Annotated in this window: 16 protein-coding genes; 10 read left to right on the plus strand and 6 right to left on the minus strand. The window is 26.8% G+C overall.

The genetic code is table 11. The features are described from left to right. Positions 1 to 74: 74 nt before the first annotated feature. From T324_RS17720 to T324_RS0106815, 4 genes are all read right to left on the minus strand, one after another. Positions 75 to 815, minus strand: a complete 741-nt coding sequence (locus T324_RS17720) for a hypothetical protein (protein ID WP_028329546.1) — start codon at positions 813 to 815, stop codon at positions 75 to 77. 246 nt (positions 816 to 1,061) lie between these two features. Beyond that, on the minus strand, positions 1,062 to 4,256 hold the full coding sequence (locus T324_RS0106805; protein ID WP_028329547.1) for a hypothetical protein: 3,195 nt from the start codon (positions 4,254 to 4,256) through the stop codon (positions 1,062 to 1,064). Then, positions 4,253 to 6,394 carry a phage terminase large subunit gene (locus tag T324_RS0106810; RefSeq protein ID WP_084548620.1) on the minus strand — a complete coding sequence of 714 codons (2,142 nt, stop codon included), beginning with the start codon at positions 6,392 to 6,394 and terminating at the stop codon, positions 4,253 to 4,255. The genes T324_RS0106805 and T324_RS0106810 overlap by 4 nt, the downstream gene beginning before the upstream one ends. A gap of 101 nt (positions 6,395 to 6,495) precedes the next feature. Beyond that, a complete protein-coding gene (locus tag T324_RS0106815; RefSeq protein ID WP_028329549.1) occupies positions 6,496 to 6,699 on the minus strand; it encodes a hypothetical protein in 204 nt (67 codons plus the stop codon). A 448-nt stretch (positions 6,700 to 7,147) separates the two neighbouring features. Here T324_RS0106815 and T324_RS0106825 point away from each other — a divergent pair, with 448 nt between their 5' ends. The 9 genes from T324_RS0106825 (at position 7,148) to T324_RS0106865 (ending at position 16,187) form a co-directional block, all read left to right on the plus strand. Then, positions 7,148 to 8,167 (plus strand): vWA domain-containing protein, encoded by a 1,020-nt coding sequence (locus T324_RS0106825; protein WP_028329550.1) that lies wholly within the window; start codon positions 7,148 to 7,150, stop codon positions 8,165 to 8,167. Positions 8,168 to 8,179: 12 nt separating this feature from the next. Then, positions 8,180 to 9,034, plus strand: a complete 855-nt coding sequence (locus tag T324_RS0106830) for a tetratricopeptide repeat protein (protein WP_028329551.1) — start codon at positions 8,180 to 8,182, stop codon at positions 9,032 to 9,034. Beyond that, positions 9,018 to 10,730: a BatD family protein gene (locus T324_RS0106835; RefSeq protein ID WP_028329552.1), complete on the plus strand. Its 1,713-nt coding sequence runs from the start codon at positions 9,018 to 9,020 to the stop codon at positions 10,728 to 10,730. Before T324_RS0106830 ends, T324_RS0106835 begins: the two co-directional genes overlap by 17 nt. Positions 10,731 to 10,751: 21 nt before the next feature. Next, the gene (locus tag T324_RS0106840; RefSeq protein ID WP_245580655.1) at positions 10,752 to 11,426 is read left to right on the plus strand and encodes a tetratricopeptide repeat protein; all 675 of its coding nucleotides are present in this window, start codon (positions 10,752 to 10,754) and stop codon (positions 11,424 to 11,426) included. Between the two features lie 16 nt (positions 11,427 to 11,442). Then, positions 11,443 to 12,501 carry a tRNA 2-thiouridine(34) synthase MnmA gene (gene mnmA, locus T324_RS0106845; protein ID WP_028329554.1) on the plus strand — a complete coding sequence of 353 codons (1,059 nt, stop codon included), beginning with the start codon at positions 11,443 to 11,445 and terminating at the stop codon, positions 12,499 to 12,501. Positions 12,502 to 12,567: 66 nt separating this feature from the next. Then, the gene (locus tag T324_RS0106850) at positions 12,568 to 13,380 is read left to right on the plus strand and encodes a thioredoxin fold domain-containing protein (protein ID WP_028329555.1); all 813 of its coding nucleotides are present in this window, start codon (positions 12,568 to 12,570) and stop codon (positions 13,378 to 13,380) included. Between the two features lie 69 nt (positions 13,381 to 13,449). Continuing rightward, entirely contained in the window at positions 13,450 to 14,274 is an 825-nt protein-coding gene (locus T324_RS0106855; RefSeq protein WP_028329556.1) for a thioredoxin family protein, read from the plus strand. 130 nt (positions 14,275 to 14,404) lie between these two features. Continuing rightward, positions 14,405 to 15,403, plus strand: a complete 999-nt coding sequence (locus T324_RS0106860) for a glycosyltransferase family 2 protein (protein ID WP_028329557.1) — start codon at positions 14,405 to 14,407, stop codon at positions 15,401 to 15,403. A 115-nt stretch (positions 15,404 to 15,518) separates the two neighbouring features. Then, positions 15,519 to 16,187: a hypothetical protein gene (locus T324_RS0106865; protein WP_028329558.1), complete on the plus strand. Its 669-nt coding sequence runs from the start codon at positions 15,519 to 15,521 to the stop codon at positions 16,185 to 16,187. Positions 16,188 to 16,228: 41 nt separating this feature from the next. Here T324_RS0106865 and T324_RS0106870 read toward each other — a convergent pair whose 3' ends face one another. Both T324_RS0106870 and T324_RS0106880 read right to left on the minus strand, forming a co-directional pair. Beyond that, positions 16,229 to 17,131 carry an SAM hydrolase/SAM-dependent halogenase family protein gene (locus T324_RS0106870; RefSeq protein ID WP_028329559.1) on the minus strand — a complete coding sequence of 301 codons (903 nt, stop codon included), beginning with the start codon at positions 17,129 to 17,131 and terminating at the stop codon, positions 16,229 to 16,231. Positions 17,132 to 17,335: 204 nt separating this feature from the next. Next, on the minus strand, positions 17,336 to 18,298 hold the full coding sequence (locus tag T324_RS0106880; RefSeq protein WP_028329560.1) for a class II fructose-bisphosphate aldolase: 963 nt from the start codon (positions 18,296 to 18,298) through the stop codon (positions 17,336 to 17,338). A gap of 263 nt (positions 18,299 to 18,561) precedes the next feature. On the opposite strand from T324_RS0106880, the gene T324_RS0106885 reads away from it, so the two are divergent. Beyond that, positions 18,562 to 19,836 (plus strand): hypothetical protein, encoded by a 1,275-nt coding sequence (locus T324_RS0106885; protein ID WP_028329561.1) that lies wholly within the window; start codon positions 18,562 to 18,564, stop codon positions 19,834 to 19,836. The last annotated feature ends 124 nt before the right edge of the window (positions 19,837 to 19,960 follow it).

A 19,960-nucleotide genomic window follows, 5' to 3' on the forward strand; every position in this document is an offset into this window, starting at 1 on the left:
AGATTTATTTTTATAATTATACTATAATATCCTTATATTTTTATATGAGGGTATTATATGCCAACTTCTACAAATCAAATAGATTTTACATTAAATGCTGATACAAGCAGTTTTGAAACAAATATAAATAATTCAAGCAAGGCAGTAGAAAAACTTTCAAAAAATAATGATGATTTATCCGCAGGCTTAGAAGATGTTTCAAAGTTTATGAAAGAAACAGCAAAAGTAAATACTGATTTAACAAAAGCAATTAATAATTTAGCAAAAGCATTTGATGACAGTATTGTTTCTACGAATAAAGAAGCTAATGCTTTAGATGATATTTCTAATGAAGCAAAAGACGCGGCAAAAGAAATTAAAAAAGTTTCTGATGCCGCGAAAGATATTGAAAAAAATTCAAAAGCAGGCAACTTGGCACTTGAGGCAATAAAAGATAATCTCGGAGCTATTCCTGTTATAGAAAATAATACAGTAGAAGCATATTTTTCATTTGAACCTTTTTTTCTAGGAACTCTAATAGCTTTAACTTCATCATTAAATAATTTATTTTCTGCTGCTGTTTTTACTATAGTTCTGCTGCTTATTTTTATAAAAAAATTCTCGTATATAACATCACTTACCATATATGGAGTATATTTACAAGTATAAAATTTCTTATATTTTTCTAAAGTTTGCTGTTTAGTATTTAAATCCATTTTTAATTTTTCATTTTCTTTATTAATATGCCCTATTATTTCATTTAGCTCACTTATTCTATTTTTATAAAGTTTATTATCTTCTTCTAACTGTTTAAGTTTATCTTCTGTATTATACATAAAATTGCTCCTATTTATAGTATAATATAGCATATAAAAAACTTCAATATAAAATAAAACTTTATTTAAATAATGTCTGATTTTTTATCTTTTTCTATTGACTTATCATAAAAACTTTGTTAAACTATAATCATAGCTAGGATGAACTGCAGAAAATCAGCCTCGCCTGCCGTGATATTTAGTATTTACTAAATTGATACGATGGAGGGAATCCCATACTAGTTATGGACAGGCTGTCCTCCCATCTTAGCTATTTTCTTTTATAGTTTTATCCAGCTTTTCTTTTTGTTCCCGTTGTCTATTTTTTATTACATGATAATTTATTATTTCATAGTTTTCTTTTTTATCAGATAATTCTAATAATACTAGATCGTTATGTTTATCATCAGTTCTTGATATAAAATTATGATATGCTGGTTTATCAATATTTGCCTTTAATATAACTTCTGGTTTATATAAAGCATTTCCTATTATTCTTTTAGCTTCTTCTTCGGTAATATCAGGGTGGCTTGCCTTATTTTTTTCAATTATATTCTTTTTTAATAAAATAGGCTTATCTTCTAAACCTTGTTTTTTCAAAAAAGATTTAGGAAAGTTAGGCAGAGTATTATCTTTTGTCCAGTCGATTTTTTCAAGCTGTTCAATTTTTTCTTTTATCTCTTTTTCTTCTCCTTTTTCTTTAAACTCTCCATTTGCTTTTCTAGGATGATCTTCTTCTCTAAAATCAGTATCTATTTTTATACCGCCAATACCTAGCGGTTTATTAAAATTTGAATCTGTTTGAGTTCTATGAACACTGTTTAAAAATCCCCGCTCAGAGATTTCATTATCTTTTGAACCATCTTTAATTCTTTGATAATGTTCTTTCTTATATTGTTTATATAAATCTCCGTACATTTCCCATACTTCATCTCTGCTCATGTTATCGAATGCTGTATCATTAGTTACTTCCATAAAATCAAAAAATGAAAGAGGTTTATCATTTTGCTTTTTAGCATAGAAATGATTTTTCATTATGTCATATATTAAACTTTTTGGAGTAATATCTATTTCGTCATGAGTATTATATTGATAATCTCCCTGCCTCAATACATCTTTTATTTCACTGCTGTAAGGGTTAGCATTTTTCCAAGCGTTTAATTCATCTTCAGTAAATAATTCGCTAGCTATTTTATTTACACTTCCTTTATCTATAGAATTGTATCCATGTTCTTTTATTTTTTCGATTACTTGTTTAGAAAACTCTTCTTTGTTTTTTATTTTATTAGCTACATTATTTCTAAGTGGTTTTTCTCTTGCTTCTTTTTCTTCGTATTCACGTTTTTTCTTTTCTTCTGCTTCTTTTTTAGCATTAGCAAGCCTATTTTCTCTGTCATCAAGACTTTCACTAGCCATTTCCATAGCCTTTTTAGTAGTTTCTGGGCTGTCTGTTACCCATTTTTCACTAACTAAATCGTAATAAGAGTTATTTAAATCTTTAAAATATATTCTTTTGTCCTGCCAAGTTTTACCTAAACTTTTTAATTTTTCTATAGTATCATTGTCGTAAGCTATTGAATAAGTTTTTCCGATTTTCTTTTCCTTTGATGTTTGTCCTTTACTTTCCTTATCACCTTTATTTACTTTTTTCTTTGTTTCTTCATATTTTTTATTTTCCGCCTCTTTTTTTTCAATACTTTGCTGTACACTGTTTATTTGTTCTTCTTTTTTTGCTCTATTCTTTTTATCATTTACATGTATTTGCTCTAATTCTCTTTGATAAAAACCTAATAAATCTTTTAAATCAACTAAATCTTTTCTGTTTTTTGTATATTCAGTTTTTGATATATTTTTAACTTCACTAAATGTATTATTTTGTGCTTCAAGTTCTTTTTGTTTATTTTCGTTGTACTCACGCTCTGCCTCTGCTGCTAAGGTTTGCTGATTAAAAGTGTATTTTTCAAACTTTCCTGTATTTTTATTTTTGAAATATTTACCTTTTAAATTTCCGCCTGCTCCTGAAATAATAGTGCCATTTTCATTAACTAGTATATGTTCCCCATTTTCTAAAGTTTTCCATTCTGTGCCCGGAGGTATATCACTAGCATCTGCTTTTATAGTGCTGTCATTTTGTGTGTAATCAAATACTTCTTCATCATCTGCCGCATCTGTTCCGCCCATACCGTCCATTCCTTGAGGCTGTGAATCCAATTCCATTTCATTTTTAAATATTTCGCTTTCGTTTAGTTCTTCCTGTAAGTCCGCAGGATTAGCTCCCAACTGTTGGGCTTTGAGTAAATTATCAAGTTTTTTAGCATTATTGTCTTGAGTAACGCTTTCAGGTTCAGGAAATAAGTTGCCGTATTGAAACTTGAAATTTTCAGCCCAGCTTCTAAATATTTCGCTGTCTGTTTTGTCCTGATATTCGCTGTATTTATAACGCATATCATCAATAAAAGCACTGTCCCAAGCCTTGAGCATAACATAATAGTCAGTAAGGTTATATAAAGGAGTGAGTTTATTTTCTCTAAAACTTTCTATTATTGATATTTCAGTTTCTTTGTCTTTATCTCCCTCGCTGAATCCATTTGAAAGGCTTTTATCGAATAGTATTGAGGCAGGAGTGTCATTTAATGCTTTTGTTATATCATCTTCAAGTTTATTAATGCTGTCAATAAGTCCGTTTAAATTAGAAATAGGAAAATCTTCGATTGTGCTGTCGGCTGAAATAGAAATAACTTCTCCGCTTCTTTTTTGCTCTAAAATCTGTTTTGAGGCAGTTATAGCATATATTGTAACGCCGTTTAATTTTGCTTTGGCAGGATATTTATAAATAATTGCCCCTGCTTTATAAAGTAAATCTCCTATCGATTTTATGGCATCATCATATTGATTTAATAATGCTGCCATATTGTAAAAAACAGAAGGAGGAGAAAACGGAATAAGTGAAGTTCTTGAGTCTAAATACAAAGGCTCTAAAGCATGAGAAATAGCTATTCTTTTTTTAGGTATTTGTTTTGAGTTTACTTGAATATCAATTACTTGTAAAAAAGTAAAAGAAAGAGGATCTAAATCTACCCTCGAACCGCTTATATTTAGTGGGTCCATAACTGTAAACTTCATTTTATATTTATGAGCATCTTCAAATGTTGGTTTTGTAGTAAAATCATCTTCTTCTTTTTCTTCATCGTACATAGCAACATATAATACCCCAGTTCCGTAAATACGTGAATTATATATAGTTTTTTTTATTGCCTCATCTTGTTTCATCTCGTCGGCTGTTTCTTTGAACTTTTCTATTGCCTCGGGTGGTGCTTTATGTATATCTATTTCACGCTCAGCACTCATAGCGAAGTTTACAAGTCCTTCAACAATTCTTTTACCGAGTGTGGCAGTTCTATAAATGTTTTTACACTCATCGTAAGTTAATATTAGATTTTTACCATCTTTAAAGAAACTCATTGTATTTTTTCTCCTTCAAACTCATAATAAATAAGTTCAAGTAATGTTTCTAAAATAATATTTTCTTTCACTTCTTCAGGAATATATTGACACACATTATCTATAATAGTTCTTTCAAGTTCCTGATTCTTTTCTAAATAAATAAGCTTGTTTTGTATATAAGGCATTGAGTATGCTGCATAATCTATTAATTTTAGTTTTTCTATCTCTATTCGTTCTATATTTTTTATATTCAAACAGCTGAAGTCTATATTTTCATTGTCAAAAGCTATTATTGAATTAACATCGTTTAAATAATCTTTTGTCTTTTCTGCTATCTCGTTTGTATCAGCTGATTTTATTTCTTTAATTAAAAAGTGCTGGAATTGTTTTAATCCGTCCCTAGTGTAGAAATAATCAAATAATATAAATACGCTCTTACTGCCTTTAAAGCTGTAATAAGCAATTTTATTTGTAATATTGTAGTCTGCGGCAATATCATCGATACATTTAAACCAAGCACGTTTAAAGTAAACATCAATTGAATTAACATCTTTCAAGCCTAATAACTCATAAACGCCCCAAACAAAACTGTCGAGTCGGTCAGGGCTTTCTCCTTGCTCTCCTTGATAGCCTTGTATTGTAAGTAAAAGCATTTGATTTTCTAATTTTGGAAAACTTTTTAAGAAATATACTTTACCTTGTGAACATAAGTTTGCCACAGGTAAAGCCCTTAAATATTTACTTTGCGTTGCTCGTACAGGTATTAAACGAACGCTTTTACTTTCGCTTAATATTGTATTTGCCACATGGTCGCCGCCTTGATTTTCTTCATAAACTACTGCCTCACATTCATAATTAAAATACGTTTTTACAAGCACTTTCGCATATTCTGAAGCAGTATAATGTCCGCTAACATCAGCTATTAAATGAACATATCCCTCATGCGTTATGCCGAGTACTGTAATTCCGTATTCGTTATTGAAGTCTTTACTGCTTGTGGCAGGGTCGGTTGCTAATATCCTGCGTACATAATTGTCTTTGTCATATGATAAATTAAGATTTAAGTCTTTTATCTCTTCATAAGTCCATAAAGCTCCGTCAAACTCTGTCTGAGGTTCACCATTCCAGATATATTTCCATTTTTTTAAGTTTGTTGCTTTGTCAAGTTCGGCTAATGAAATAAGCTCTGGGGAATTAAACTTATTGTCATAATAATTTATATTTATATGCTGAGTCAAAATGAGACGTTCTCGGGTCACATTTTCATTAAAAAAATAATCATAAATTACAGTGTTTTGTCTATGGCGGTTATAAGTAAATATTATTTGATAATCTTCAACCCTTGCCGCAGTTGGTATTAATTTTTCAAGTGAAAGTTCTGAAATGCTTTGTGCCTCTTCAATCCAAGCTAAAAATAAAAGGTCTGTAGATTTTAATGTGTCTGAAGCATCCGAAGAAGCCTCTTTTAATCCCATAAAAATTATGCGTACATTATTATGCTTTGAAAGTATTTCCTGCTTTGTGATATTAAAATAATTCTCTAAATGATAAAGTTTTATAATTCTTTCAAGAAGCGGTTTAACTGATGTTTCAATAGATTTTTGAACCTCACGACCGCAAAGAAGTGAACCGTTTGTTTTTCTCTCAAGTGCTTTTAATATCACGTATCTTGCTACTTGTTCACTTTTTCCGCCCGCTCTCCCGCCTTCGAGATGTACAAACTTTTTAGTAGGATCAATATTTTCTTTTCTGGCTAATTGGAAGAATAATTCTATATCATGCCTCAACAATTCTAATTTATAATCAAGTTCAGTAGCTCCGCCGGATTCTTCATTGTCTTTGTCAATTCCTATGCCGTGGCAATATTTAGCTAAAAAAATAAGACCTTGAACTGATTTATTTAGATATATTTTTTCAAAAAGCATTTTTTTTTGTTTTTCTTTTAATTTTGAATACCAGAAAGTGAGAGTTTCTTCAGTTATTTCTTTTCCTGCCTCACTTTTTAATATTCGATGTACGCTTTGTCTTACCCAATTATTTTCTAAATAAAGCTGTTCAAAAGTAGGGTATTTAGAATGCTTTTTATTTACATACTCTTTGAACTTTTCAATCATAAAAGGTATATGATATTTGTCCCTAGTCTTATTATTAGCCATTTGTTTTATTATAAAATCAAAGAAGTAAAAAAGATTTATACAATAGTTTAATTAATTTTGAATAAGCCGACATCATTTTAATGACATCGGCTTGTATATTTTTATTTTGTGCTGTTTATCTTATTTATTATTATTTGCTTTAAATATTGACTGATAGTTTGATTTTTATTTTCAGCAATATTTTCTAATTTATCATATAACTCATTTTCTAATCTTACATAAACTACTTTTGATATTGGTTTGGCTTTATTTTCAGGGGCTATTTTTTTACGTCCTGCCCCTTCCCTTGCTCCTTCTCTTGCCACAATATTATCCTTTAATTATAAAAGATATAGATAAAATTATTACAGATAAAGATAATATAATAAAACTAGCAAATCTTATATTTTCAATTATTTTGTTATTCATATATTGACCTCCATTTTATATATGTTATAATTTTTTACAGGGGCAGGATTGCCGTCCCACCCCGTTTTTTCTTTTAATTACTGTTTAAGTAATGCTACTAAAGCAGTTATCAAACTTGTAATCGCTATGATTAATTCAGTTAGGGCTTTAATCATAGCGATTTTTTCTTGCCGTTTTTTATATTAAAATTTAAATTCTTTTATTATCATATTAAATAAATATTTTTCTATTATGTTTACTTTATTAAAAAATTATGGTTATTTATATAAATATTATGCATATTGATTAAAATTTAAATATTAGTATAATAAATTAGATATATTTTATAAAATGATTGGGAATATAATGTTTTTTGGTGATTTTAAATTTATAGTTTTATATATATTAATTCCTGTACTTATTGCCTTATTTGTTATGTCTAGAAAAAAAGTTCATAAGATATTGTCAATATTTACAAAAAATTCTAATTTCAAAAATGATAAGAATTACAAAAGAATATCAAATTTGAGAGTATTTTCTATTATATTTATGATATTGGCAAGTGCTTGTTTAATATTTGCACTCATGCAGCCTAAATGGGGCATAATAGAACAAAAAATTAAAACAGATAATTATATGGTAACTATTGCCTTGGATTTGTCCAGATCTATGGATGCAGATGATGTATGGCCTTCAAGATTGGAAAGAGCAAAATTAGAAATAAAAAAATTTGTTGAAAACACTGACAATTTATCTGTTGCTTTAGTAGGTTTTGCAGGAACTAGTTTTATAGCAAGTCCTTTCACTCAGGATATGGAAACTTTTAATTATATACTAAATAATTTGACTACAAAATCTGTTACATTGCAAGGTACAAGAATAGCTGATGCACTTGTAACTGCCAAGAACACTTTTAATGTTAATGCTGTAAGTAAAAAGTCAATAGTGCTGATAACTGACGGTGAGGATCATGGCGGATATTTTGATGATGTTTTAAAAGAATTAAATAATATGAATGTGAGTGTATATACAATAGGTGTAGGGACTTTAGAAGGAGCAAGCATAAGCACTGATTTAGGAGTGAGAGAAAAAACTGTTGTTTCGAAAAGAGATGATAATACATTAAAAATGATAGCAGATTCTACACATGGAAAAAGTTATATTGCTGAAAATGTTTCATTGGAAAGCATATTTGATGATATGAAAAAAAATATGGACAGCGTATCTTCTGTAAGAAATAATAGAAGCTATAAAGAGAGATTTCAAATATTTCTTGCAGCTTCCGTTATACTCATAATGATTGCATGTATATTTAATATATTAACTCAAATAAGAGTAAAGACTTCTAGAGAAAAAATAATTAATAAAAAAGCGAAATCGTATTAATAGGAATCAAAAATGAAAAAATATAAATTAATAATATTATTTTTTATAATTACATCTTTTAACATATATGCATTTTCATTTAATGAATTTACAGCAAAACTTGATGTAGACAGAGCAAATAGATTAATGAAAAAAGGTAATTATGATGGTGCCATAACTTTATATGAAAAGGCTTTAAGTAAAGTTCCTAATTCTCCTGAGATATTTTATAATATGGGTACAACAATGTCATCTATAGGAGATATTGAAAGTGCAGTACAATTATTTGATATGGCAAAAAAAAGTGTTACAGAAAATACAAGCAAAAAGACTAGAAGTGCTATTCATTATAATGCAGGTATAACAAAAATAGAAGGTCAGGATTATCAGGGTGCTATAGATGAATTAGTAGAGTCTTTAGTTAATACCCCAGATGATGAAAATGCAAAAAGAGCTTTAGAATATGCACAGAAAAAATTAGAAGAACAGAAAAAGAATCAGCAAAATAACAGCGGATTTAATAATCAGCAAAGCGAAGATAATCAAGACGGTCAAAGCGATAATAATGGAAATTCTGGTGAGAATAATCAGAATAATAATGATAGTAATAATCAAAATCAGGACAATCAGAATCAGGATAATCAAAATCAAAATAATCAAGATAACCAAAATCAGGATAACCAAGATAATCAGAATAACAATGGCAATAATGATAATCAGGATAATCAAAATAACAATAATCAAAATAATAATGACCAAAACAATAATGATAATGAAGACAGCAAATCAGATATTGACAGATTATTAGAATCTTTGAGGCAGTTTAGAAAAGATAAAGATAATGGAGATCAATATTACGGCGGAGGAAGAATTGATAAGGATTGGTAATATTTTAAAAAACTCTGTATTATTTGTATTATTTATGGCTTATAGTTCATTATTTGCACAAACAAGCATAACAGCAGAGTTTTCTGATAAAAGAATAGGCATTGGAGAATTATTTACTTTATCTGTAACTATAAATAACAGTTCAGGCAGGGTAACAGTTCCAGATGTAGACGGCTTTGTGCTTAGGGGTACATCTCAAAGCAGAAATATGATGTATTCTTCAGGTACATTCAAGTCAATTCAAACATACAATTTTACATATATAGCAAATAAAGAAGGCGTATATAAAATAGATGATATTAAAGTGAAAGTAAATAATAATACCTATGTTGCTAATCCTGTTGAAATAGAGGTTTTGAATTCACCCGTAAGGAGCAGAGAAAATAATAGTACTCCGGATGGAAATAAATTTGAAGAGTTTATGGATTACGGAGAGGATATTTATGTTGATAATAATATAAATAAAAAAGAAGTATATTTATATGAACCTATATATATAGAGCAGAAAGCATATTCTCATATACCAATAAATGTTTTGGGATTTTCAAAGATACCAGTTAGAACAGATTTTATATCATACGCTGATTCATCCGAATATAATTCATTTACAGAAATAATAGACGGCAAAAGGGTAAGTGTTGTGCCTTTAAAGAAAGAGGCATTGTATCCTGTAAAACCTGGACAAAAAGATATATTAACTACTCCTTTTGTGTTTGAGAAAGAAGGTATGTTTTATGATAGGGTTGAATATGGAGAAGAAGATTTTACTATAAATGTATTGCCGCTTCCTGATAAAAAAGGATTTGAAAATTTTTCAGGAGCTGTAGGTGATTTTAATTTTGATGTGAAACTAAACAAAACTAATCTTGCTGTAGGAGAAGAACTTTTAATAACTATGGAAGTTGTTGGAGAAGGAAATACATCCATTATAAATATGCCTAATATTAATGATGATATAACAAATTATTTCTCTGTATACAAACCTAAAACTTATGAAACCAATTGGTTTGATGGAAATAAAATGATAGGAAAAAAAATAAAAGAGTATGTATTAGTTGCTAGAGATGAAGGGGATTCTATGATATCAAATATTGCTTTTTGTTATTTTTCACCTACTAATAAAAGCTATACTAATATTTATTCAAGTGCTTTTAATTTAACAGTATCAGGTATTAAGCAGAATTTTAATTCTTTTGTTAATAATGATAATGAAAATATTAATGTTATACCTATAAAAAATACAATTATAAAAGAAGATAAAGAGTTTAAAGTATTTAATATTAATATAATTTATTTTTACATTATTATATTGGTAGCTGTATCTATAATAATATTTTATTCTAAAAAGATTGGAAATATAAAATTATTATTTAATAATGCTAATAAAAATAATGATTTTAATATTGAAAATATAAAAAAATATTATGATGAAAATAATAGAAAAGAGTATTGCAAATCTATAGAAACTGCTTTAATCAAAAAAATAAAAGATAAATTTAATATACATAATGATAATATTTTATTTAATAAATTGAATGATTATATGGATATTGAAAAAGTTAATGATATAAAGTATATAATAGATAAATGCAATCTTGAATTATATTCTGGCACATCATATAGTAATGAAGATTATCATACAAAAGCTATTGAAATAATGAAATATATAGAAAACTTAAAAATTAAAAATAAATAATTAAAGATGGAAATTGTATAAATGAATATAAAAAAAATGATAATGATGTTTTTAATATTTCAGTCTTGTTTTTTATATTGTGCTGATTTAGATAAAGTAAATAATTTATTTGAAAATGCCAATAAATTTTATAACGAAGGAAAATATTTAGAAGCTAATTATTTGTATAGAGATATTGTTTCATCAAATATAATTTCAAAAGATTTATATTATAATTTGGCGTCTTCTTATGCTGCTATAGGAAGTAACGGATATGCTGTTCTTTATTACGAAAAAGCTTTGAATATTGCTCCTTTTGATAAAGAAATAAAAAATACAATAAACTCTATTACAGGAAATGATAATTATGATTCACAAATTATTGTGACTATGTATATATTACTAATATTATTTTTAATAAGTTTTACAGTATTTATTGTATTGTTTATAAAATCAAGAAAGCCTAATAAATTTTTATTGATATTGTTTATTATATTTTTAATACCCACTATTATAACTAATAAACTAATAAAAGATGATTATGTTGTAACTATAGAAGAGGCAAATATTTATAATGGAAGCAGTACTAAATCTGATATAGTTTCTATAATACGTGAGGGAGAAAAATTAAGGGTATTAGAAGAATATACTAATTGGTATTATGTAAAAGGAAATTTTAAGGGTTGGATAAGTAAGAGTTCAGCAGAAAAGATATAAGATATGGAGCGGATTTATGTTAAAAATAGCAGTTGGAATGAGTGCTGGTGTTGATTCTACTACTACAGCAAAACTTTTAAAAGAACAAGGAAATGAAGTATTTGGTGTTACAATGCTTTTATGGAATGGAGATAATAGAGCACCTTTAAGCGGTTCTTGTTATGGTCCTTATCAAAATAAAGTTGTAGAAGATTGTAAAAAATATGCTGAGGCAATAGGAATTGATTATTATGCTTTTGATGTAAGCGAAATGTTTCAAAAAAAAGTCATAGATTATGTTACAGAGTCGTATAAGCGTGGGTTTACCCCTAATCCTTGTATTATGTGCAATAGTCAAATTAAATTTATGGCATTATTTGAAACTATAGAAAAACAAGGATTAGAATTTGACAAGTTTGCTACTGGTCATTATGCTGGTGTTAAATATGATGAAGATTCTAAAAGATATATATTATTAAGAGGCAAAAACCGTATAAAGGATCAATCATATTTTTTATACAGACTTAATCAAAATCAGCTTTCAAAAATAATGTTTCCTATGCATGAGAATACAAAAGAAGATACTAGAAAAATTGCAAGAGAATATAATTTGGAAGTTGCTGAAAAAAGCGAGAGTCAGGACTTTTTTGCTGGAGAGTATCACAGATTATTTGATGAAGATAAAGAAGGTGAAATAATACATATAGATACAAATGAAGTATTAGGTCATCATAAAGGTATATGGCATTATACTATAGGGCAGAGAAAAGGTTTGGGTATAGCGTATAAAGAACCTTTATTTATAATATCATTGGATAGTGCAACTAATACAGTATATGTGGGCGGAAAGGATTATACTTTCATTAATGAAACAGTTATACATGATATTAATTGGATAGTAAATCCTATACAGAAAGAATTTGAGGCTTTGGTAAAAACAAGAAGTGCACATAAAGGTACTATGGCTAGAGTAATTCCTATAGATGAAAATACTATAAATATAAAATTTCTTGAACCTACCGGAATAATTGCTAAAGGACAATCATGCGTTTGCTATAATGATGATATAACATTATGCGGCGGAATAGTTTATTAATTCTAAATATTTACATTATTACACATAAATTGTTTTATTATAGAAATATATTTTGAGGAACAAATAATGAATAGATTATATATAATATTATTTAGTTTTATTTTGTTGGTATCATGCTCAAATCAAAAAATGAATTGGGAAACTGATTTTGATAAAGCATTAGAAATGTCAAAATCAGAAAATAAACCAATAATGATAGATGTATATACTGATTGGTGCGGTGCATGTAAGGAAATGGAGAAAACAACATTTGTAAATAAAGATGTAATTAATAATTCTTCAAATTTTATAATGCTAAAATATAATCCTGAAAAGGTGAGTAATGGAAATGATTTTTTGAATAAATACAGTATATTAGGTTTTCCTACAATGCTTTTTATGAATAGTGATGGATTTATTATAAGAAGAATAGTTGGTTATATTGAGAGTGATGAATTGATAAATGAAATGAACGGTATTAAAGAAAAAGAAGAGAATATCAAAAGGGTATTTAAAGACGATTCTATTAGTATAGAAAAATTAGATATATATTTAGACTCAGGATATGCTAAAGAAGCTTCCGAAACGTATGATACATTAGTATTGGAAAATAAAATACCAGAAGACAGCAGAGCAAAATATATGTCTAAAATAGCTCTTATGCTTTTGGATATTGAAGATAATGATAAAGCTATGAACTACTTTAATGAAATGATTGATAAATATACTAATTATAATGAAGTGTATATAGCATATTATTATAAAGGACTTGATATGATAGTAAATAATGGTCAGACAAATGAAGGGTTAAAATATATAGAAAGTTTTACTAATACAGTTCCTGACGAGCTGAAAGAGGCTTATACAAGTTTCATTGATTATTTCGGCAGTACTAATTAAATTTTAGCTGTATTGTCTTTTGTTAGAAATATTTTATAATAAAAAATAATAAATTAAGGAGATAGATATATGAATAAAAATATATTAACAATTTTAATAATTGTATTATCTATAATATCATGTAATAAAGTTGATGCTGAAATAAAATGGGAAAAAGATTTAGCTGCAGCAAAGAAAAAAGCCAAAGAGAAAAATTTACCAATAATGATAGATGTTTATACTGATTGGTGTACTTGGTGTAAAGAGTTAGATAAAAATACTTATTCTCATAAAGAAGTTATAGATATTGCTAAAAAAATGGTATCTGTAAAATTGAATCCTGAAACTTCTGAAGAGGGAGCAGAAATAGCACAGAGATATGGTGTTCAAGGGTTTCCTACAATACTTTTTATAAGTGCTGATGGTTTTGTATTAGAAAATGTAGGAGGATATGTTGAAGGTGAACAATTTGTTCCTTATATGAAAAATGCCATAGAAAAATTAGATAAAGTTAATTCTGTATTAGCAAATAAAGAACCTACTTTGGAAAAATTAGATTTATATTTAGAATCAGGTAATGAAACAGAATCTAAAAAAATATATGATGCTTTAATCGCTAAAAAAGCTATACCTGAAGACTCTATGGCTAAATATCTACTTGGATTTGGTTTGATAAAAGCACAGAAAAGAGATTATGATAATGCTAATAAATATTTTGATGATATAATAAAAGACTACCCTAATTCTGAAGAAGTTTATGTGGCTCATTATTATAAAGCAGTTATTATGACATTGTCAGGTGAAAAAGATGAGCCTAAAAAATATTTAGAAAAATTGATTGATGATCCTAAAGTACCGGATAATATGAAAGTTCAATATGAGAGTTTATTATCATATATAAATGAAAATAATTAATTACTGTTAAATAAATTTTTAAGAGAGGTTTTATTAGCCTCTCTTTTTTTATGTGATATACTTTAAAAAATAATTTGTTATAATATAATAAGTTAATATGAAATTGTAGTTTATATGGATATGAAAAATTATGGTTAGTATAATAATACCTGTTTATAATGTTTCAAAATATTTGAGAGCTTGTTTGGATAGTGTAATTAATCAAACGTATAAAGATTTAGAGATAATATGCATTAATGATGGCTCTACTGATGATTCTCTTGAGATATTAAAAGAGTATGCTAATAAAGACAATAGAATAATAATAATAGATAAAAAAAATGCCGGAGTATCTGCTGCAAGAAATGACGGAATAGATAGAGCATCAGGAGAGTATTTATTTTGTATTGACAGCGATGATTATATAGATAATGATTTTATTGAAGTTTTTTATAACAATGCCCAAAAAAATAATAGTGATTTAGTAGTATTAAGTACTTTTTGGAATTTGGATAAAAGAGTAAATAAAGATTATCATTCTGCACTTCCTACATGTTCAATGTTCATAAAAAAATCTATATTAGATAGTCATAAATATTTAAGATATCCTTTAAATGTTCAGCCTGGAGAAGATGGTATATTTTCGCATGAACTTTTAATGTATACTGATAATGTCAGTTTTGAATATAATACAAATTATCATTATGTAAAAAGAGTAGGGCAGGATTCTCAAAGAGCTGTTAAAGAGCCTAAAATATTATTAACAGCTATACCTAAATGGTTTGAATTATTGGAAGAGTTTTACAGTAAATATAATTTTTGGGAAAGCAAGTCCTTATCATTTGCTAAATATATTGAAGGAGAAGCATTTTTAGCATTTAGAACAAAAAATTTTACTGTTGATGATGAGAGAAAAATTGTTGATATTATAAAAAATACTTTGAATAAAGCTGTAAAGAATATTAATAAAGAAGATTATAATAAATACTTTTCAAAAGAGTTTATTGTTCTTATAGAATCTAATACAATAAAAGAATATTATAGTAAGATTAAATATAAATATAATTATATTAGATTTACGATATTTAATAAAGATGTATCAATACGTTATAAAGAGAATAGATATAAATATTATAAAAATGATAAATGATAATATAAGAAATTATGAAAAATATTGTATTTATGCTGTTTTAAAAAGAATTATAAGTAGTTGAGTTTATTATATTCAGGTATAAAATATAGGCAATAGGTTTTGGAGATATAATATGTTTAAGTTATTAAAAATTATAGCATCATGCGTTTTGCTGATATTGGTACAATGTACTGCTTATTCTGAGCTTGGAGGTTTTGAACTAATAATAAATTCTCCAATAGGTGCAGGTATTACATTAGTTGAAAAAAATCCTGCGGTTTCCGGCAATCCTAAAGGAGGAGGTAATTTTCAAATAGGATTAGAGGCTGATATTGGATATATGTTTCAAATAAGAAATGATATGGGAGTTAGTTTATTAGGTTCGTTAGGCTATCGCTACAGTGGTTTTAATTATTCAAAAAATAATGAATCCGAGATTTACAAAGCGTATGTTAATGATTTATATTTAGGATTCTATCCAAAATTTAATATAAAAGGATTTTCTATAGGTATTAATATAGGAGCTAAGTTTACACTTCCTTCAAAATTACATTACAAAAGAGATAATTATTCAAAAGAAATAACTTATATGGATAATCCTAGAACATATATAAGAGGTATTTTTAATTATTCAATATTTTTTAAGGATAATATGGCTTTTAATGTTGGGTTTTACATAGGATACGACTGGGGATTTTCTTGGTCTGATACTTTGCCTGATATTAATGTTGTAAAAGGTGAAAGTTACGGTAATATTGATGTAGGCGTTCAAATAGGATATAGACTTGGACCTAAATTTTAAAGGCATACACATATTATATATGCCTTTAAAATTTATAAAAATTACTTTTTAGTGATTTCTATACTCCATTTTGGACCGCTGTAAACTTTATATTTTTCAGAAAAATTTCCCATATTAACAGCAATAGAAAAATTAAGCTCAGAATTAAAATAACCCATATTATCTCCTTCAGGAACATCTCCGAAAGTATTTACAAGTTTAATATCTCCATTCCATACTAAATTACCATCATTATATATTGATGCATTTAAAATATCTCCGATTTGAACTCCATTATCAAGCATTAATTTACGAGGAAGCAATGTCCATACATTTCCATATTGAATATCCAGTATAGGAATATTAGCATAGAATTTACCGTTTTCAAATCTTGCTTTTTCATAATCTATTTTTGTTATATTAGTACCTAAAGATTGTCCAACTTGTTTAAAACTAATTTGCTGAGATGCTAATTTAGCAGCGGTATAAACATAAACATCTCTGCCATGAAAAGTATATGATTCATCAGAATTTTTTAATCTGTTTACAGCCTCATCAATTTCTCTTACCTCTTCTATACCTAAACTTTCAGCAACAAAAGTTAATGCCCCATTATCAGGAGTTACAAAATAATAATTATTAGTGGTTTTCATTACAACAGATTTCCTATCCGTACCAACTCCAGGATCTACAACATTGACAAATACAGTACCTTCAGGCCAATATCTAGCTGTTTGATCGAGTCTCAAAGCAGCTTCCCAAATATTGTATGCAGGTATTTCATGGGTAAGATCATAAATTTTTAAATCTTTATCTACACTTAAAGCCACTCCGTACATACTAGCAACAGCATTATCTTTTCTTCCGAAATCTGTTTGTATTGCTAATGCTGCTTTCTCTGTTCTAGTATCGCAAGATATTAGTATTGTATAAAATAACAATATGATTAACAATATTTTTTTCATTGGTATATCCTTAGTTTAAGCTGGTATGGTTGTAAAAAATTAAGGGCATAAGAATGAACTTATGCCCTTAAGTATTGAGTTTTTAGTTAATTATTTAGTTTTAGCATTTAGAGCTTCTTTTTGTCTTTTAATTCTTCTTAAAGCTCTTTTGCGTTTAACTACTTTTCTGTGCTGTTTTCCCACATTATCTCCTTTATGTTTTTATTATATTTTATTATTAGAACCTAATACATTATTGATTTTATGCATGTATAATTTTTTCATCTCATCACGAGCAGGTCCTAAATATTTTCTAGGATCGAATTCTTTAGGGTCATCATGGAATACTTTTCTAATGGCAGCAGTCATAGCAAGTCTTGAATCACTGTCAATGTTGATTTTACAAACTGCACTCTTAGAAGCTTCTCTTAATTGCTCTTCAGGAATACCTATAGCATCATCTAATTTTCCGCCGTTTTCATTGATCATTTTTACATACTCTTGAGGTACACTTGAAGAACCATGAAGTACAATAGGGAATCCTGGAATTTTTTTCTCAATTTCTTTAAGTATATCCAATCTGATTTTAGGGTTTTGACCTGGTTTAAATTTATAAGCACCATGACTAGTACCTATAGAAATAGCAAGTGAATCAACACCTGTTTTTTTAACAAAATCCTCTACTTCTTCAGGTCTAGTATAAGTATGACTTTCAGCAACAACATCATCTTCTACACCAGCAAGTACTCCTAATTCTCCCTCAACTGTAACATCATATTTATGAGCATATTCAACAACGCTTTTAGTAATTTCTACGTTTTTATCATAATCATAATGGCTTCCGTCTATCATAACAGAAGAAAAACCATATTCAATACAGCTTTTGCAAAGTTCTAAGCTGTCGCCATGGTCTAAGTGTAAAACTATAGGAACATTAACTCCTAATTCTTTAGCATATTCAACAGCTCCTTGTGCCATATATCTTAATAAAGTTTGATTAGCATATTTTCTAGCACCTGAAGATACCTGAATTATAACAGGGCTTTTAGTTTCTACACATGCCTGTATTATAGCTTGAAGTTGTTCCATATTATTAAAGTTAAATGCAGGTATTGCATAACCGCCTGTAATAGCTTTTTTAAATAAATCTCTACTATTTACAAGTCCTAAATCTGAGAATTTAACCATATTTTACTCCTTAAATTCTTTTTTAGTTACAAAAAGTACGTATTAATAATATAGTAAAAATAATAAATTTTCAATAAAAATAACTTTTTTTCTTTAATTATATATTATACTAAAAATTAAATTTTAAAGAAACTTTTTTTTCCATTTAACTATTTTAGTAATTAATTAATATTTTGATAATTGCTAGTTTTATATCTTGACTTTTATATTTATTCATTTATAATCATTTCAATCTTATTTACTATGATAGGGTATATTGGTTTATGGAAGAAAACAGTATTAAAAATAATAATACAAACAATACAAATGAAAAAACAAACACAATAAATGATATAAACAATAAAATAGGCAAAATATTAGAAAATAATTTAATAGCAAATTTGATTATTATTGCTATAGGTTTTATTGCATCATTAGCAATGACTATATATTCTTATTTAGGTATTGTTAAATTAATTGATGGTATTTATTCTTCTAGTAATTTTAATAATTTTTTTATAGACATATTTTATTTTTACATATTTTATTTTTTCTGTTTTAGTTTGATATTAAATATTAATTCAAAGTTTAATTTAAGAAATATCATTATAATATTTTTATCTTTTTTATTTGTGATGATTATAAATTTAAGTAGTAGTTTTTTTACTGCAATTGCTTCTATTGATAATATTGAGCTATATTCACAGTTTTATAATATTAAATATGTATTTTCTGTAATCATATTTTTTATAATATTAGCTTTATCATATAATGGATTTCAAGTATTAAATTCTAAAACTATTTCAGAGTTTTTTACATTTTCTGCAGATATATTAATATTTGCAGGCTTGATAGCAGGCATAGTATCAACAGTATTTGGAATATTTGCAGCGATAGTTATATTTTTAATAAAAGATATTATCAGTAGCTTAGATGAAAAAATTATATTTAAATTAATATTATTATCAATATCATTCTTAAGTTCAATATTTCCTTTTTTGGTATATATAGTTTATAAAAATATGAAAACTAATATTTCTATATATTTATCAAGAATATTAATGCCTTTTAGTTTATTATTTATATTTATACTTTTGATTCTTTTATTAATGCCTGATATAAGACCTTATGATAACAGAGCTACTTTTATACTTTATAACATTATGCTTGCTATAATTGTATTAAACATGTTCTTTATAAGAATAGATTATAAATCAAGTATATTCACTAAAGCAGTATATTTAGTTCTTCCTATAATAGCCATTATTTTTGATATATTAGTATTAACTTCTTCTTTGTACAGATTAATAGAATATGGTATAAGCCCAAATAAAATAACATTGATAGGTACAAATTTAGTTATGCTAGGTAATTTAATTTTTATAACATTTTTTAATATAAAGTCTATACTAATAATATTCAAAAAATCTGATAATATTCCAAATATAAAAGATATAACTATAGGAGATACTAAATCAGTATTTTATATATATATTTATGGAGCTTGGGCTTTTATAGTATGTTTTATAATACCTGTACTTTATGCTTTATTTAATTGATTTTTTTAATATTTATTATCTGTATAATTTAATTTGATTATATGAATATTTATTTTGTATTTTTATAATTATTAAACATATATAACATTTATAAATATATTAGTATAAAATTAGTTTACATATT

The organism is Brachyspira alvinipulli ATCC 51933 (assembly GCF_000518245.1).
Lineage (GTDB): Bacteria > Spirochaetota > Brachyspiria > Brachyspirales > Brachyspiraceae > Brachyspira > Brachyspira alvinipulli.

What these genes read in the sequence shown, in the direction of transcription:
- T324_RS17720 (WP_028329546.1), bottom strand. Translation starts at nt 815, where the DNA reads ATGTATAATACAGAAGATAAACTTAAACAGTTAGAAGAAGATAATAAA.
- T324_RS0106805 (WP_028329547.1), bottom strand. Translation starts at nt 4,256, where the DNA reads ATGAGTTTCTTTAAAGATGGTAAAAATCTAATATTAACTTACGATGAG.
- T324_RS0106810 (WP_084548620.1), bottom strand. Translation starts at nt 6,394, where the DNA reads ATGGCTAATAATAAGACTAGGGACAAATATCATATACCTTTTATGATT.
- T324_RS0106825 (WP_028329550.1), top strand. Translation starts at nt 7,148, where the DNA reads ATGTTTTTTGGTGATTTTAAATTTATAGTTTTATATATATTAATTCCT.
- T324_RS0106830 (WP_028329551.1), top strand. Translation starts at nt 8,180, where the DNA reads ATGAAAAAATATAAATTAATAATATTATTTTTTATAATTACATCTTTT.
- T324_RS0106840 (WP_245580655.1), top strand. Translation starts at nt 10,752, where the DNA reads ATGAATATAAAAAAAATGATAATGATGTTTTTAATATTTCAGTCTTGT.
- mnmA (WP_028329554.1), top strand. Translation starts at nt 11,443, where the DNA reads ATGTTAAAAATAGCAGTTGGAATGAGTGCTGGTGTTGATTCTACTACT.
- T324_RS0106850 (WP_028329555.1), top strand. Translation starts at nt 12,568, where the DNA reads ATGAATAGATTATATATAATATTATTTAGTTTTATTTTGTTGGTATCA.
- T324_RS0106855 (WP_028329556.1), top strand. Translation starts at nt 13,450, where the DNA reads ATGAATAAAAATATATTAACAATTTTAATAATTGTATTATCTATAATA.
- T324_RS0106860 (WP_028329557.1), top strand. Translation starts at nt 14,405, where the DNA reads ATGGTTAGTATAATAATACCTGTTTATAATGTTTCAAAATATTTGAGA.
- T324_RS0106865 (WP_028329558.1), top strand. Translation starts at nt 15,519, where the DNA reads ATGTTTAAGTTATTAAAAATTATAGCATCATGCGTTTTGCTGATATTG.
- T324_RS0106870 (WP_028329559.1), bottom strand. Translation starts at nt 17,131, where the DNA reads ATGAAAAAAATATTGTTAATCATATTGTTATTTTATACAATACTAATA.
- T324_RS0106880 (WP_028329560.1), bottom strand. Translation starts at nt 18,298, where the DNA reads ATGGTTAAATTCTCAGATTTAGGACTTGTAAATAGTAGAGATTTATTT.
- T324_RS0106885 (WP_028329561.1), top strand. Translation starts at nt 18,562, where the DNA reads ATGGAAGAAAACAGTATTAAAAATAATAATACAAACAATACAAATGAA.